The sequence below is a fragment of the Mesorhizobium sp. M0227 genome (assembly GCF_040321855.1).
GTDB lineage: Bacteria > Pseudomonadota > Alphaproteobacteria > Rhizobiales > Rhizobiaceae > Mesorhizobium.
Genome location: NZ_JAMYSJ010000010.1, coordinates 1 through 13,065, shown reverse-complemented (window position 1 = coordinate 13,065; position 13,065 = coordinate 1). Strand labels below are relative to the sequence as shown.

The window sequence follows — 13,065 nt, the reverse complement described above, 5'->3', positions numbered from 1 at the left end:
ATTTGTGAGCAACGCTCACAGGTGGATCATGCCGCGCAAACTACCGCCCCTCACTGCCCTGCCCGCCTTCGAGGCCGCCGCCAGGCATCTGAGTTTCTCCAAGGCGGCGGCTGAACTCAACGTCACCCATGGCGCGGTCAGCCGCGCAATCCGCAACATCGAGGACAGGCTGGGCATCCAGCTTTTCGATCGGGGAACGCGGTCCGTTCGCCTGACGCCGGTGGGCGCCGCCTATGCATCGGAAGTCAGGACGGCGCTGGACCAGATCGCCGCCGCCACCATCGCCGCCACGCCCGACCGCACGACAGGCATCCTGAATGTCAGCACTTCGGACGGTTTTGCCGGCCGCTGGCTGGTGCCGAGGCTGCATCGTTTCCACCGCGCCAACGCCGATATCGACGTGCGGCTGTCGACCTCCGGCGTGCTTTCCGATTTCGTCAGCGACGGCATCGACATCGCCATCCGCTACGGCAAGGGCGGCTATGCCGGAGTGACAGCGGAATTTCTCGCCGATGAAGAGGTCTTCCCCGTTTGCAGCCCGGAACTGCTGCAAGGCGAACATCCGCTGCGCTTGCCGGCGGATCTCAGGCATCACAAATTGATCCATGATGCCTTTCGCATCGATTGGGCGACATGGCTGCAACATGCCGGCGTGGCAGATGTCGATCCGAAGCGCGGCGTGCGCTTCGATTCCGCCACCTTCGCCGTCGAGGCCGCGGTGCATGGCGAAGGCGTGCTGCTCGGCCGAAGCGCGCTGGTCTCGGCCGACCTTGCGGCGGGGCGGCTGGTTCGTCCCTTCGATCTCGCGTTGAAATCCGCCTCGCGCTACTATGTCGTCTACCGCGACGGCGCGCTGCGCCAGAAAAAGATCAGGGCGTTCCGCGACTGGCTGTTTGCCGAAGTGGCGGCCGACTGGATTGGCGCGACGAAGGGCGATTGAAGCGGAGGTCTACGCTTGCAAACCCAAGCGCTGCAGCGCCGCGCAGACCCCCACCCCGCTGCTTCGCATCGACCCTCCCCACAAGGGGGAGGGTGAGGAAGGCGCCCTGCCCGCCTGCCGAACAGCGCCTTTTTTGGAAATGCGGAAAAGCTGGGCTCCCTACCTCCCCCTTGTGGGGAGGTCGGACCGGAGGTCCGGGTGGGGGTTCTGGCGCAAACTTTACTAGACTGGAGTTCCTCGCCTCACGAAGTCGGGAGAGGAGGTCGGCCCGGCACTACTCCTTTGCGCGAAAAACTTCCGGCACGACGAACACTTCGTCGGCCCGGCCATAGCCGCCGTCGGCGACCTCCTCCACCAGCACCATCGTGAAGGGGCGCGCACCCTCGCCGAAAAAGTCGACGAACATGGCTGTCGTTCGATGGATGAGGTCTTCCTTCTGCGCCCTGGAGAGCGCTGCTTGCGGTAACTTGATGTTGGCGAATGGCATGATCTTTTCCTTTCTGTGGAGTTTCAGGTTCGGGGTGGAGCGGTCGGCGACGCCTCAGACGACGCCGCCATTGGCGCGGATGATTTGTCCGTTGACCCAGAAGCTGTCCGGTCCGGCGAGGAACGAGACCAGCCCGGCAATGTCGTCGGGCTGGCCAAGCCGGCCGAGCGGGATCATCTTGCCGATGGCCTCGATCTGCGCCTCGCTCTTGCCGTCCGTGAACAGGGCGGTCTCGATCGGCCCGGGCGCCACCGCGTTGACGGTGACACGGCGCGCGCCAAGCTCCTTGGCCAGGATGTGGGTCATCGCCTCGACGCCGGCCTTGGTGGCGGCATAGACGCCATAGCCCGACTGGTAGAGGCCAACGACGCTGCTGGAGAAGTTGACGATGCGGCCGCCGTCGCGAAGCCGGCGCGCGCCTTCCCGCATGCCGCGGAACACGCCGCCGAGATTGATCGCGATCTGCGTGTCGAACGAAGCATCGTCGGTCTGCGCCATCGGCGACATCTTCATGACGCCGGCATTGTTGACGAGGATGTCGATGCCGCCGAACGCCTTCTCGCCGGCGTCGAACAGCGCTGCGATCCCATTCGGATCGGCGATATCGGCCTGAACGGCGATCGCCTTGCCGCCGCCGGCTTCGATGCTGCGCACAAGCTCTTCGGCCTCGGCGCGGCCCCGTGCATAGTTGACGACGACGGCGACGCCGTCGCGGGCGAGCCGCTGTGCGATGGCGGCGCCGATGCCTTTGGAGGCGCCGGTCACGATCGCGGTTCTGGTTTGGCCACCCGTATCTGTTTGATTGGATGTCATGGAAGTCTCTCCGTGTGTTGGTGACACGGATATAGGTCGGGCGGCTTTCCGGATAATCAGCCACCTATTGACATCACTATTCGGAAACTGCGAACAAAAGCTCATGGATCGACTGGACACGATGCGGCTCTTCGTTCGCGTTCTGGAGCGACGCAGCTTCACCTCTGCCGCGGCCGATCTCGGCCTGCCGCGCTCAACCGCGACGGAATCGATCAGGCGGCTGGAAGAGCATCTCGGCGCGCGGCTTCTGGAACGAACGACGCGGCAGGTGAACGCCACGCAGGACGGCGAAGCCTACTATCGGCGCTGCCTGTCGATCCTGGCCGAAATCGAGGATGCCGAGGCCGCCTTCCGCAATGCGGAGCCTTTCGGCCTGCTGCGCATCGACGCCAGCACGCTGCTCACCCGCACATTCCTGTTGCCGCGCCTGCCGGAGTTCCTCGACCGCTATGCCAGAATCGACCTGCAGATCGGCCAAAGCGACCGGCTGGTCGATCTCGTGCGTGAAGGCGTCGACTGTGTGATCCGCGTCGGCGAACTACCCGACAGCGGCATGATCATGCGCCGCCTGGCTGTCATCCGCGAGATCACCTGCGCCAGCCCTGCCTATCTCGAGCGCCACGGCACGCCCGTCTCCCCCGATGCGCTCGACGGTCACCAGGCGGTGGGCTTTGTCTCGTCGCGCACCGGCGAGACCCTTCCGTTCGAGTTCACCGTCGCCGGCAATATCCGTGAGGTGCGGCTGCCAAGCCGCGTCGCCGCCAACAATTCCGACACCGCCGCCGATCTGGCGCGGCTGGGCCTCGGCCTCATCCAGGCGCCGCGCTATCGTTTCGAGAAGGACCTTGCCGATGGGACGCTCGTCGAGGTGCTGGTCGACTATCCGCCATCGCCAACGCCGCTGTCGGCGCTCTACCCGCAGAACCGTCAGCTCTCGCCACGCCTGCGCGTCTTCCTCGACTGGGCCTCACGCATCTTCGCCGAGGCCGATCTCTAGGGCGCAAAAACGCCCGCTCCCGGTCAATTCGGTTTTGCAAACCCGGCCAGGGACGCATAGCCGCGCACCACGCTCTTGCGTTCTTCGCGCGAAGCGACGGCGTCGATGTCATCAAAGCCATGCGGCGCCCGGCACTCGACCATGTCTATGACCGCTTCCGGCCCGCCTTGCCGATTGGCCAGCACGATGGCCGATGTGGCCGGCCGCCGCTCCCCATCATATCGCGTTAGCGCGGCTTCAACGGTAGGCTCCGCAGCCAGATGCATCGCGAGGCAACCGGCGTCGAGTATTGCCTGGCTGGCTCCGTTCGACCCGACCGGATACATGGGATGCGCCGCATCGCCGAGCAGCGTCACCCGCCCGAACGACCATCGCGGCAGCGGGTCGCGGTCGCAGTTCGGATATTCGTAGAAGCCATCCGTTGCCTGGATGATCGAGGCAGGGTCGACAAAATCAAGCTGAAACCGGTCGCGCACGAAGGGCAGCACATCGTCGATCACGCCCGGGCGGCTCCAGTCGCCGGGACGCAGCGGTGATGTGCCGCTATCACCGGTATTGGCCATCACCGCCCAGTTCGTCAGCCTGGTCTCCGGCTCTTGGCGATCCGGCTCGATCGGATAATACACGAACTTGGCGAAATTGCCGCCGGCAACCGCCATGGTGCGCCCGTCGCGCCAGACCGGCCATGGCGTGGCGCCGCGCCACAGCATCGTGCCGTTCCAGATCGGCGGCCCTTCTTCGGGATAGAGCACGGCCCTGACGGCGGAATGGATCCCGTCAGCGCCTATGAGCAGGTCGCCATGCGCCTCGCCTCGCGAGCCGTCATGCCGGCGGAAATGCGCCACGACCTCGCCCCCGCTCTGCTCGAAGGCATCGACACGGCTTGCCGTATTGATGATGTCGCCGCCAAGCCTGCTCACCACGGCCCTGTGGATCAGCCCCAGCAGTCTGCCGCGATGAATGCTGATTTGCGGAACCTCATAGCCGGCATCGATGCCGCGCAATTCCTGCCATACGATCTGGCCGAAGCGGTTGGTGTAGACAAGCTCGCGTGTCCTCACCCCCTCCGCGTCGAGCGCCGGCATCAGCCCAAGTCCGGCCAACGCCTTGACAGCGTGCGGCAACATGTTGATGCCGACGCCAAGTTCGCGGATGTCGTCGGCCCGCTCGAACAGTTCGACCTCGATGCCTGCCTCATGCAGGAACAGAGCAGTGGTGAGGCCGCCGATGCCGGCCCCGGCGATCAATGCTTTCATCAGTCACTCCCTTGCTGTGAAAAATCGGTGCTCGCAGGACGGCCACACACCCGCCGTCGCTTCAGCACGGCATCGTCACCGCGATGCGACCGCCCCGGGATATTCGAGTTGCATGGCGACGAAGTCGGCCGTGCGGGCACCGTGGCTGGCGCTAGCAAGCGCCCTGTGGGCCAGTTGGCGTAGCAATCCGTGCTCCGCCACGACAAGGCCGGCGGCACCGACACTGCTCCACAATGCAAGTCGCCAGCTCATGGGGTCCGATCTCCAGATGGCTTGACGACGAGGGTATCGGCGTTACGTTTCGTCCGAAATGACATAAATCGGGCGAATACTGCCATGCGCAGGCAAGTTGCCGTCGTCGTTCACCCCGGTTTCCAGCTTCTGGATGCGGCCGGGCCGACTACAGTCTTCGAGATTGCGGAGCGCTGCCGCCCGGACAGCTATGAGCTGGTTTTGCTGGCGCCCGGCGGCGGCGACGTTGAAAGCTCTTCGGGTCTGAAGCTCCTCACCAGGCCTCTGCGCGACGGCCCTTTCGACACCGTTATCGTATCGGGCGGCGAAATCATCCGCTCCATGGAGGCGATGGACGAGATCGTCGCCTGGTTGAGGCGCGCCTCGGCGCGGCGCATCAGCAGCGTCTGCACGGGCGCGTACCTGCTGGCAAAGGCGGGATTGCTCGACGGCCGCCGCGCGACCACGCACTGGGCCAGCAGCGACGACTTCCACCGCCGCTACCCGAAGGTCAGGCTGGATGCCGAGCGTATTTTCATCAGGGATGGCGACATCTGGACGTCGGCCGGCATCTCGGCCGGAATAGACCTGGCGCTCGCCCTCGTCGAAGATGACCTTGGCGCTGAGGTGGCGCGCCGCACCGCGCAGCAGATCGTCGTGCACCAGCGCCGGCCGGGCGGCCAGTCGCAATTCTCGGCCTTCGTCGAGCTGGGCGGGCGAACCGGGCGCTTTGCCGCGCTGATCGAATGGGTGCGGGCAAACCTGGCCGAACCGCTGACCGTCGAATGCCTGGCCGATCACGCGGCCATGAGTCCCCGCAACTTCGCCCGCGCCTTCACCGCCGAGACCGGCGTCACGCCGGCAAAAGCCGTAGAGCGCATGCGCCTTGAGACGGCCCGAACGGCGATCGAGACCAGCCATCTCCCGCTTGAGCGCATCGCCGAAACCGCCGGTTTTGGCGATCCCGGCCGCATGCGGCGCGCCTTCCTGCGTACCCTTGGCCAGCCGCCGCAGGCGTTTCGGGCGGCTGCCGAACACAGGGGCTTCAGCCGGGGCGGCCAGGCAGCGGCTCTGCCCGGCCTAAAGGCCGTTCCGGTCCAAAGGCGGACAAAAGCGAATGAGCGCACTTGATCCACAACCGAAGTTTCACGAAACTCGTCTCAAAGCCGGTTGCCGCATTCAGTGCGCCACTTTCGGTCTGTTGGACTGGATATTGCGGCGCCTGGCCCAATCGCCGCAGATGAGGAACCGGATGGCCATTATGAGGAGACTGTTTATAACGGTCGCTGAAATCGCGATGACCAAGGGGAGACGATGCGCTACATACGTCCGCTTTCAATAGAAGATGCCGTTGGCCAGTTGGCCGGGTCGGCTGGTACGGCCGCCATCCTTGCGGGAGGCAGCGACCTCCTGGTCAGAATGAAGGGCGGCTTTGCCGAACCAGAGCTGATCGTCGACATCAAGGCGATCGACGGCTTGAGCGAGATCCGGGAAACGGCTGAAGGCTTCAGCATCGGCGCGGCGGTTCCCTGCGCCGTCCTGGGGGAGAACACCGCGCTCAGGAAGGCATGGCCCGGTGTCGTCGAGGCGGCCAAGCTGATCGGATCGAAGCAGGTGCAGGGACGCTGCACCATCGTGGGCAATCTCTGCAACGCATCGCCGGCCGCCGACAGCGTGCCGGCGCTGGTTGCCGCCGGCGCCAAGGCGGTGGTCGTCGGGCCGGCGGGCAGGCGCACTGTCCCCGTGCAGAGCGTGCCGACCGCGCCGGGCAAGACGTCGCTCGCCAAAGGCGAGATCATCGAGGCGATCCTGCTCGACAGCCAAGCGCCGCGCTCGGGCGATGCCTATCTGCGTTTCATTCCACGCACCGAAATGGACATCGCGGTGGTCAGCGCCGGCGTGAACCTGACGCTCGATGAGCACGGTGTGGTCAAATCGGCCCGCGTGGCGCTGGGCGCCGTGGCGGCGACGGTGCTTCTGGTCGAAGAGGCGGCGGAGGTGCTCATCGGCTCCAGGCTGGACGAAGCGACGCTGGAGCGGCTCGCCAAGGTTTGCGCGGGGGCATGCCGTCCCATCGACGACAAGCGCGGCACCATCGAATTCAGAAGAAAAGTTGCGGGCGTGCTGGCCAAGCGGGCCGCAACGACCGCCTATGCACGTGCGGGAGGCAAATGATGGCTGGTGTAGCAGTTTCAACGACAATCAACGGCGACGCTGTCGAATATCTTTGCCAGCCCGACGAGACGCTGCTCGACGTCCTGCGCGATCGGCTGGGGCTGACGGGCGCCAAGGAAGGCTGCGGCACCGGCGACTGCGGCGCCTGCAGCATCATCCTCGACGACCGGCTGGTGTGCTCATGTCTGGTGCTCGGCGCCGAGGCTGAAGGCCGCCGCGTCGAGACCATCGAGGGCATGGCCCATGGCGATACGCTGCACCCGCTGCAGCAGAAGTTCCTCGAGCATGCGGCGCTGCAATGCGGCATCTGCACGCCGGGCTTCCTGATCGCGGCCAAGGACCTCCTGGCCAAGAACCCCGACCCGACCGAGGAAGAAATCCGCTTCGGCCTCGCCGGGAACCTGTGCCGCTGCACCGGCTACGACAAGATCGTGCGCGCCGTCCAGGACGCGGCCATCGTGATGAAGGGAGCCTGAGATGAATTTCGATCCACGTTTTTCCGGACGTAAATTCACCTCCGTCGGCACGCGTCCGATCCGTCCCGACGGCATCGACAAGGTGACGGGCCGCGCGCGCTACGGCGCCGACTTCAACATGGCCGGCCAACTGGTCGGGCGTGTTCTCAGAAGCCCGCACGCCCACGCCAGGATCGTCAAGATCGACATTTCGAAGGCGGAAAAGCTCCCCGGCGTCAAGGCAGTGATCACCGCGGCCGACCTGCCGGACCTCACCGATGGCGATGCCGCCATGTACGACGTCCTCGACAATTGCATGGCGCGCACGAAAGCCCTTTATGACGGCCACGCGGTGGCCGCGGTCGCTGCGATCGACGCCCGCACGGCCAGGCAGGCGCTGAAGCTCATCGAGGTCGAGTACGAGCTGCTGCCGCATGTCACCGATGTCGACGAGGCGGCGAAGCACACGGCGCCCTTGATCAATGATGCCATCTTCACCGAGGGTCTCGAGGAGAAGCCGGTAAAACCCTCCAACGTCACCAAGCGCAGCCAGTTTGGCCATGGCGATGTCCATCAGGGTTTCGGCCACGCCGACTTCATCGTCGAGCGCTCCTTCAAGACCGAGCAGACGCACCAGGGCTATATCGAGCCGCATGCCTGCGTGGCGAATTTCAGCTCCGACGGCACTGCCGACCTCTGGGTGTGCACGCAGGGCCATTTCGTCTACCGCCAGCATTGCGCCCAGCTGCTTGGCATGGAAGCCTCGAAACTGCGCGTCACCTCTTCCGAGATCGGCGGCGGTTTCGGCGGCAAGACCCATGTCTGGGCCGAGCCGGTGGCGCTGGCGCTGTCGCGCAAGGCAGGCCGGCCGGTGAAGCTGGTGATGACCCGCGACGAGGTGTTCCGCGCCTCGGGTCCGACCAGCGCCACCTCGATCGACGTGAAGATCGGCGCCCGCAAGGACGGCACGATCACCGCCGCCGAAGGGACGCTCCGCTACAGCTGTGGCCCGTATGCCGGCTCCTGGGCCGAGATCGGCGCCATGACCGCGTTCGCCTGCTACAAGCTCGATAACGTCAAGACGGTGGGCTACGAAGTGCTGGTCAACCGGCCCAAGACCGCGGCCTACCGCGCGCCCTCCGCGCCCATGGCGGCGTTCGCGGTGGAAAGCGCTGTTGACGAGCTGGCCAAGAAGATCGGCATGGATCCGGTCGACTTCCGGATCAAAAACGCCGCGCAGGAAGGCACAAGATCCTCCTACGGTCCGGTCTACGGCCCGATCGGCATCGGCCCGACGCTCGAGGCGGTGAAGAGCCATCCGCACATGAAGGCGCCGCTGGGCCCGAACCAGGGCCGCGGCATGGCTTGCGGTTTCTGGTTCAACTTCGGCGGCCAGACCTGCACCGACCTCAACATCGGCATGGACGGCTCGGTCTCGCTGGCCGTCGGCACGGTCGATGTCGGCGGTTCGCGCGCGTCGCTGTCGCTGGTGGCGGCGGAGGAACTCGGCATCGACTATTCCCAGGTCAAGGCAATCGTCGCCGACACCTCCAGCCTCGGCTACAACGACATGACGGACGGCAGCCGCGGCACCTTCTCGTCTTCCATGGCGACGATCTCGGCCGCCCGCAATGCGATCAAGATCCTGCGCGAACGCGCCGCGCAGATGTGGGACATTGCCGTCGACGACGTGGTCTGGGAAAAGGGCCACGCGATCGCCAAGGGCGAGAAGCACGGCAATCTCGGCAAGCTGTCGCTGAAGGAGATCGCGGTCGAATCGGGCAAGACGGGCGGACCGATCGCCGGCCACAGCGAACTCGTCGCCGATGGCGCCGGCGTCTCCTTCGCCACCCATATCTGCGATATCGAGGTCGATCCCGATACCGGCGCCGCCAGGGTTATCCGCTACACGGTCGTGCAGGACGCCGGCAAGGCGGTGCACCCGACCTATGTCGAGGGGCAGTACCAGGGCGGTGCCGCGCAAGGCATCGGCTGGGCGCTCAACGAGGAGTATATCTACGGCAAGGACGGGCGGCTGCAGAACGCCGGCTTCCTCGACTACCGCATCCCGGTCTGCTCGGACCTGCCGATGATCGACACGCAGATCCTCGAAATCCCCAACCCCAACCACCCCTACGGGGTGCGCGGCGTCGGCGAGACGTCGATCGTGCCGCCGCTGGCGGCCATCGCCAATGCGGTGTCGAACGCCGCGGGCGTGCGCATGACGCACATCCCGATGTCGCCGCCGCGCATCCTGGCGGCGATCGAGGCGGCTAGAGCATGATGCCGAAAAGTGCGAGGCGGTTTTCGGATAACATCATGCTCCATCCCGTATAGGGGTCTCGCGAATGGTCGAAGTAACGCTCTGGGGCTCGCTCGCCGCGACCGCCGGAGGCAACAGCAAGGTCGAGATCGAGGCCAAGGACATAAGGGAACTGTTCAGGAAGCTGGCGGAACAGTATCCCGGCCTTGAGCCCTGGATCGACAAAGGAATCGCGGTTGCGATCGACGGGACGATCTATCGCGATACGTGGTCGAAGAAGCTGCCGGAGGGGGCGGAGATTTTTTTGTTGCCAAGGCTGGCGGGGGGATAGGCGAACACCTGGCAGGGTAAAAAGTGCACTGTCACCGTAACTCGACACCGTAACTCGTAATTCACGTAATTCAGCGGACGCTCATCAGCGGGCGGCGCGATCTCCGCGGACACCTTTACAATCAGCGCGTCGGCCCGTGCCGGCGCGGATAATCCAACGCCTACTCAGCAAGCCAATCGTTTAGCACCTCGACATGAATAGCAAAGTCTCGTCCTTCGCCGGGTCCACCTTTGTGGACGACACCGGCGACCGCGTCGTTGCTGTCGAGAATGGGACCACCAGACATGCCCTGTGAAAGCTTTTGCGTCACTTCGATCAACTTAACACCGTGCTTGACAGGAAGTGAGCTCACCTTCCCATCTCGTACATTGAGCCTGTCGCCAGGACCAAAGCTTGGATAGCCGACTGCGATCAACTCTTGACCGACAGCAACGGCGTGAGTTGATCGCTCGAAGTCGAAATACTCGGTAGTTGGGATAGCGTGACCAAGAATCGCAAGATCACGATGCTTGTCTCGCTTGAGCACGGTCGCCGTGAATCTGTTAGCAAACTTACTCGGGTGATAGACCTCAATTTCGTCCACTCCCTCTACGCAATGCGCGGCGGTGACAAGGCCGACATCCTTGAGGAAGAATGCACTGCCCTGCAACAACTTGAGCTTCTCGCCCTCACCCTCACAATACTCGATAACCCACACAGCCCGGTCCCGGATCTCGTCCGCAGTCGGCGTCACCTCGATCTTTCGGTCCGGGAAGCTAGCGTTGAAACGGATAGCAATAGCCCGAAATACAGGGTCGGATTGGCCTCGGATGTACTTAAGCCAGGTGATCTTGCCTCCGAGATGCTTGCCAAGGTCGGACGAGCCACCATGGTCTCTCTTGAATTTCGCCTGCGCGGCCGTTCTGCCCAGTGTCTCCACCGAATAGAGCGCTGCCCGAATATTTCGGACATAGCGACGGTCTACATTGATTAGCTCGTTGATCTTGAGCCCGGTAACCATCCGGCGCGAATTTCGGTCGGCGTAGTGTGCCTTTTCGGGGTTTATCGCGAATCCGTTACTGACGACGATGTTGCGCAGGGCCGAAACGAGGAGATCGGGTGCGAAATGGCCCAAGGGCTGAGCCGGTCCCTCGAACAGCGCCGCCATGGGTTGATGGCTCGAAAGCGTGATGTCATCTGCATAGCGTGTGTAGATGCAGCGTACGCCCTTCGCGAAGGCAAGCAGTTCCTTATCCAAGCGAAAACAGATCATGTTGGAGAGGACAGGACTGGTTGGCGCGCCCTGAGGCAGATGAGAGTTGGAGCAGCAGAGACGGGTAATGATGCTTGCTACGCGACTGTCGATGCCGAGAGCTTCAAGGACGCCAGTGACTCGGCTTTCGGTGATCGATGGAAAGAAATCCTTCAGATCGATGTTAAGCACGTAGCGCTTACGCAGGTGCGCCAACGCGTTGGTCTTTACCGATTTTCCAGAGACAAAACCATGGACTGGATTTCGAACGCGATAGAGCCGGTCAAGTAGCGGAGCGATCTGCCTCTGAAGATATTTGAGGCGCTCGTTCGGCGCGCTGATAATCCTGGTCTTGTCCTTCCCCTTGGCGATCTCGAACTGGTGGTACATGCGTCCGCGAAACCACCAGATCTTTTTCAACTCCTTGGCTGACATGCCCAAATAGGTGAGAAGCGAAGCTTCATTGGCCAACTCAGGAGGTATTGTGGCGCGGACAACAGGGATACCAAAATAGGACGTCGGCACGAGGTCTCCCTTCCAATCACGCCATGTGACGCGTTTATTGATGGCGCGCACGATATGTGCAGACATTAGCTCTTACGCCGCAGTTACTACAGCGCGTATGCGAGGGGAGACCTCGTGTGACGAGGCCTATCAGTTCTTTGGTGAGTCTTCAAACCTGCTCGTAGATATTTTGCGGATCATCCGAGTTGCATTCGGCATTACGAATGAACGGCCACTTTGGCGCAGCTCTCCCGCGTGAATGACAGAGAAGGCGCAGTGCTGTCTTTCAGAGTTTCGCCTGCCATAGTCGCCTCGAGCCAAAAGCAGCCGCCTCTCCCCTACCTTTCCTCCACAATGCTTAAATAAGCCGCCGTCACAAACAGCACGATCAGCCCAACAATATCCGCCTCGCCCCCCTCCGGCATCTGCAGGATGGTCAAGAGCGTCGTCAGCACTGTCAGGGTCAACGCGCCGATGATGGTGCCGGTGTAGCCGCCGCGGCCGCCGAATATGGAGGTGCCGCCGATGACGACTGCGGCCACCGGGGGCAGCACCAGGGGTTCGGCGAGCGACAGCGAGGTGGCCTTGATCAGGCCGAAATAGAGCAGGCCGGTGATGCCGGCGAGCACGATCGAGATCACATAGAGCGCGGTGATGACCTGCCAGTATTGCACGCCGGAAGGCGTTGCGCGCTCATCGTCGCCGACGGCGTAGAGCAGGCGGCCGAAGCCGGTGCGGGCGAGCGTGAAGACGATCGGCGCCATGACTGCTTGGGCCCAACGGCGGCTCTCCATCGCCGCTTCGCAGCCCCGGCGCCTTCTGCCGGGAAGGCGCGGCAGGGCTATGGATACTTCGTCGGCGGTACCCCAGGGTTCAAATCGCCCTGCAGTTCCTTCGGCAGCGGCAAGCTTGAACATTGCAGGTGCACCTCGCGGGCGAACAGCTTTCGTTGCTTCTGCTCATGCTCCTTGATGGCTGCGACGAGCCCCATCGAGTATGGACCAAGCAGGACGCCGAAACCCCATCCCGGATGCTCCTTCTCGCGAGCCTGGTAATCCGAAGCAGCCCTGCGGGCCTGCTGGCATGCCGGCGAAGCCCATTTCTGGTCCTGCTGCGAAAGCGACGCCTCATAGTCGACCGGGGAGGTCGCACACCCAGCCACTGCCGCAGCCAATGCGAGGCAGATTGCGATTCTCATCCGAAGCCTCTCCTAAGCCTTGTAAGGGCCTGCATAGACCTCTTCATCGCACAAGGCGATAGGTGCGGTCAGGCGCCTTCCCCACCCTTCGCAACCCGGCCGGGTAGTGTGCTGAGAGTTCTGCAAATTCGCTGAGAGAGGGCGGTCATGGCAGGCTGGTGATGTTCAACGTCACCGATTCCCG

14 protein-coding genes are annotated in these 13,065 nt (G+C 63.6%); 7 read left to right on the top strand and 7 right to left on the bottom strand.

Annotation, left to right across the window (positions count from 1 at the left end):
- Positions 1 to 28 precede the first annotated feature (28 nt).
- The gene (locus NKJ00_RS15710; protein WP_128304584.1) at positions 29 to 940 is read left to right on the top strand and encodes a transcriptional regulator GcvA; all 912 of its coding nucleotides are present in this window, start codon (positions 29 to 31) and stop codon (positions 938 to 940) included.
- A gap of 274 nt (positions 941 to 1,214) precedes the next feature.
- On the opposite strand, the gene NKJ00_RS15705 is transcribed toward NKJ00_RS15710, so the two are convergent.
- Both NKJ00_RS15705 and NKJ00_RS15700 read right to left on the bottom strand, forming a co-directional pair.
- Entirely contained in the window at positions 1,215 to 1,427 is a 213-nt protein-coding gene (locus NKJ00_RS15705) for a tautomerase family protein (RefSeq protein ID WP_023813355.1), read from the bottom strand.
- Between the two features lie 54 nt (positions 1,428 to 1,481).
- Entirely contained in the window at positions 1,482 to 2,240 is a 759-nt protein-coding gene (locus NKJ00_RS15700; protein ID WP_352630317.1) for an SDR family oxidoreductase, read from the bottom strand.
- 103 nt (positions 2,241 to 2,343) lie between these two features.
- Here NKJ00_RS15700 and NKJ00_RS15695 point away from each other — a divergent pair, with 103 nt between their 5' ends.
- Positions 2,344 to 3,237 carry a LysR family transcriptional regulator gene (locus tag NKJ00_RS15695; protein ID WP_352630315.1) on the top strand — a complete coding sequence of 298 codons (894 nt, stop codon included), beginning with the start codon at positions 2,344 to 2,346 and terminating at the stop codon, positions 3,235 to 3,237.
- 23 nt (positions 3,238 to 3,260) lie between these two features.
- Here NKJ00_RS15695 and NKJ00_RS15690 read toward each other — a convergent pair whose 3' ends face one another.
- Together NKJ00_RS15690 and NKJ00_RS15685 are read right to left on the bottom strand one after the other, a co-directional pair.
- On the bottom strand, positions 3,261 to 4,493 hold the full coding sequence (locus NKJ00_RS15690) for a flavin-dependent oxidoreductase (RefSeq protein ID WP_352630313.1): 1,233 nt from the start codon (positions 4,491 to 4,493) through the stop codon (positions 3,261 to 3,263).
- A 75-nt stretch (positions 4,494 to 4,568) separates the two neighbouring features.
- On the bottom strand, positions 4,569 to 4,745 hold the full coding sequence (locus NKJ00_RS15685; protein ID WP_352630311.1) for a hypothetical protein: 177 nt from the start codon (positions 4,743 to 4,745) through the stop codon (positions 4,569 to 4,571).
- An 84-nt stretch (positions 4,746 to 4,829) separates the two neighbouring features.
- On the opposite strand from NKJ00_RS15685, the gene NKJ00_RS15680 reads away from it, so the two are divergent.
- The 5 genes from NKJ00_RS15680 to NKJ00_RS15660 all read left to right on the top strand — a co-directional run bounded on the left by NKJ00_RS15680 (position 4,830) and on the right by NKJ00_RS15660 (position 9,948).
- The gene (locus tag NKJ00_RS15680) at positions 4,830 to 5,855 is read left to right on the top strand and encodes a GlxA family transcriptional regulator (protein WP_352630309.1); all 1,026 of its coding nucleotides are present in this window, start codon (positions 4,830 to 4,832) and stop codon (positions 5,853 to 5,855) included.
- A gap of 183 nt (positions 5,856 to 6,038) precedes the next feature.
- Positions 6,039 to 6,899: an FAD binding domain-containing protein gene (locus NKJ00_RS15675; RefSeq protein WP_128304580.1), complete on the top strand. Its 861-nt coding sequence runs from the start codon at positions 6,039 to 6,041 to the stop codon at positions 6,897 to 6,899.
- Entirely contained in the window at positions 6,899 to 7,375 is a 477-nt protein-coding gene (locus NKJ00_RS15670; protein ID WP_023813348.1) for a (2Fe-2S)-binding protein, read from the top strand. The genes NKJ00_RS15675 and NKJ00_RS15670 overlap by 1 nt, the downstream gene beginning before the upstream one ends.
- 1 nt (position 7,376) lies before the next feature.
- Positions 7,377 to 9,638: a xanthine dehydrogenase family protein molybdopterin-binding subunit gene (locus NKJ00_RS15665; RefSeq protein WP_352630307.1), complete on the top strand. Its 2,262-nt coding sequence runs from the start codon at positions 7,377 to 7,379 to the stop codon at positions 9,636 to 9,638.
- Between the two features lie 64 nt (positions 9,639 to 9,702).
- Entirely contained in the window at positions 9,703 to 9,948 is a 246-nt protein-coding gene (locus NKJ00_RS15660; protein ID WP_027035223.1) for a MoaD/ThiS family protein, read from the top strand.
- Positions 9,949 to 10,108: 160 nt separating this feature from the next.
- Here NKJ00_RS15660 and NKJ00_RS15655 read toward each other — a convergent pair whose 3' ends face one another.
- From NKJ00_RS15655 to NKJ00_RS15645, 3 genes are all read right to left on the bottom strand, one after another.
- Positions 10,109 to 11,770, bottom strand: a complete 1,662-nt coding sequence (locus NKJ00_RS15655; RefSeq protein ID WP_352630305.1) for a reverse transcriptase domain-containing protein — start codon at positions 11,768 to 11,770, stop codon at positions 10,109 to 10,111.
- Between the two features lie 251 nt (positions 11,771 to 12,021).
- The gene (locus NKJ00_RS15650) at positions 12,022 to 12,477 is read right to left on the bottom strand and encodes an ABC transporter permease subunit (protein WP_352630303.1); all 456 of its coding nucleotides are present in this window, start codon (positions 12,475 to 12,477) and stop codon (positions 12,022 to 12,024) included.
- A 47-nt stretch (positions 12,478 to 12,524) separates the two neighbouring features.
- Positions 12,525 to 12,881 carry a hypothetical protein gene (locus NKJ00_RS15645; protein WP_352630301.1) on the bottom strand — a complete coding sequence of 119 codons (357 nt, stop codon included), beginning with the start codon at positions 12,879 to 12,881 and terminating at the stop codon, positions 12,525 to 12,527.
- Between the last annotated feature and the right edge of the window lie 184 nt (positions 12,882 to 13,065).

What these genes read in the sequence shown, in the direction of transcription:
- NKJ00_RS15710 (WP_128304584.1), top strand. Translation starts at nt 29, where the DNA reads ATGCCGCGCAAACTACCGCCCCTCACTGCCCTGCCCGCCTTCGAGGCC.
- NKJ00_RS15705 (WP_023813355.1), bottom strand. Translation starts at nt 1,427, where the DNA reads ATGCCATTCGCCAACATCAAGTTACCGCAAGCAGCGCTCTCCAGGGCG.
- NKJ00_RS15700 (WP_352630317.1), bottom strand. Translation starts at nt 2,240, where the DNA reads ATGACATCCAATCAAACAGATACGGGTGGCCAAACCAGAACCGCGATC.
- NKJ00_RS15695 (WP_352630315.1), top strand. Translation starts at nt 2,344, where the DNA reads ATGGATCGACTGGACACGATGCGGCTCTTCGTTCGCGTTCTGGAGCGA.
- NKJ00_RS15690 (WP_352630313.1), bottom strand. Translation starts at nt 4,493, where the DNA reads ATGAAAGCATTGATCGCCGGGGCCGGCATCGGCGGCCTCACCACTGCT.
- NKJ00_RS15685 (WP_352630311.1), bottom strand. Translation starts at nt 4,745, where the DNA reads ATGAGCTGGCGACTTGCATTGTGGAGCAGTGTCGGTGCCGCCGGCCTT.
- NKJ00_RS15680 (WP_352630309.1), top strand. Translation starts at nt 4,830, where the DNA reads ATGCGCAGGCAAGTTGCCGTCGTCGTTCACCCCGGTTTCCAGCTTCTG.
- NKJ00_RS15675 (WP_128304580.1), top strand. Translation starts at nt 6,039, where the DNA reads ATGCGCTACATACGTCCGCTTTCAATAGAAGATGCCGTTGGCCAGTTG.
- NKJ00_RS15670 (WP_023813348.1), top strand. Translation starts at nt 6,899, where the DNA reads ATGGCTGGTGTAGCAGTTTCAACGACAATCAACGGCGACGCTGTCGAA.
- NKJ00_RS15665 (WP_352630307.1), top strand. Translation starts at nt 7,377, where the DNA reads ATGAATTTCGATCCACGTTTTTCCGGACGTAAATTCACCTCCGTCGGC.
- NKJ00_RS15660 (WP_027035223.1), top strand. Translation starts at nt 9,703, where the DNA reads ATGGTCGAAGTAACGCTCTGGGGCTCGCTCGCCGCGACCGCCGGAGGC.
- NKJ00_RS15655 (WP_352630305.1), bottom strand. Translation starts at nt 11,770, where the DNA reads ATGTCTGCACATATCGTGCGCGCCATCAATAAACGCGTCACATGGCGT.
- NKJ00_RS15650 (WP_352630303.1), bottom strand. Translation starts at nt 12,477, where the DNA reads ATGGAGAGCCGCCGTTGGGCCCAAGCAGTCATGGCGCCGATCGTCTTC.
- NKJ00_RS15645 (WP_352630301.1), bottom strand. Translation starts at nt 12,881, where the DNA reads ATGAGAATCGCAATCTGCCTCGCATTGGCTGCGGCAGTGGCTGGGTGT.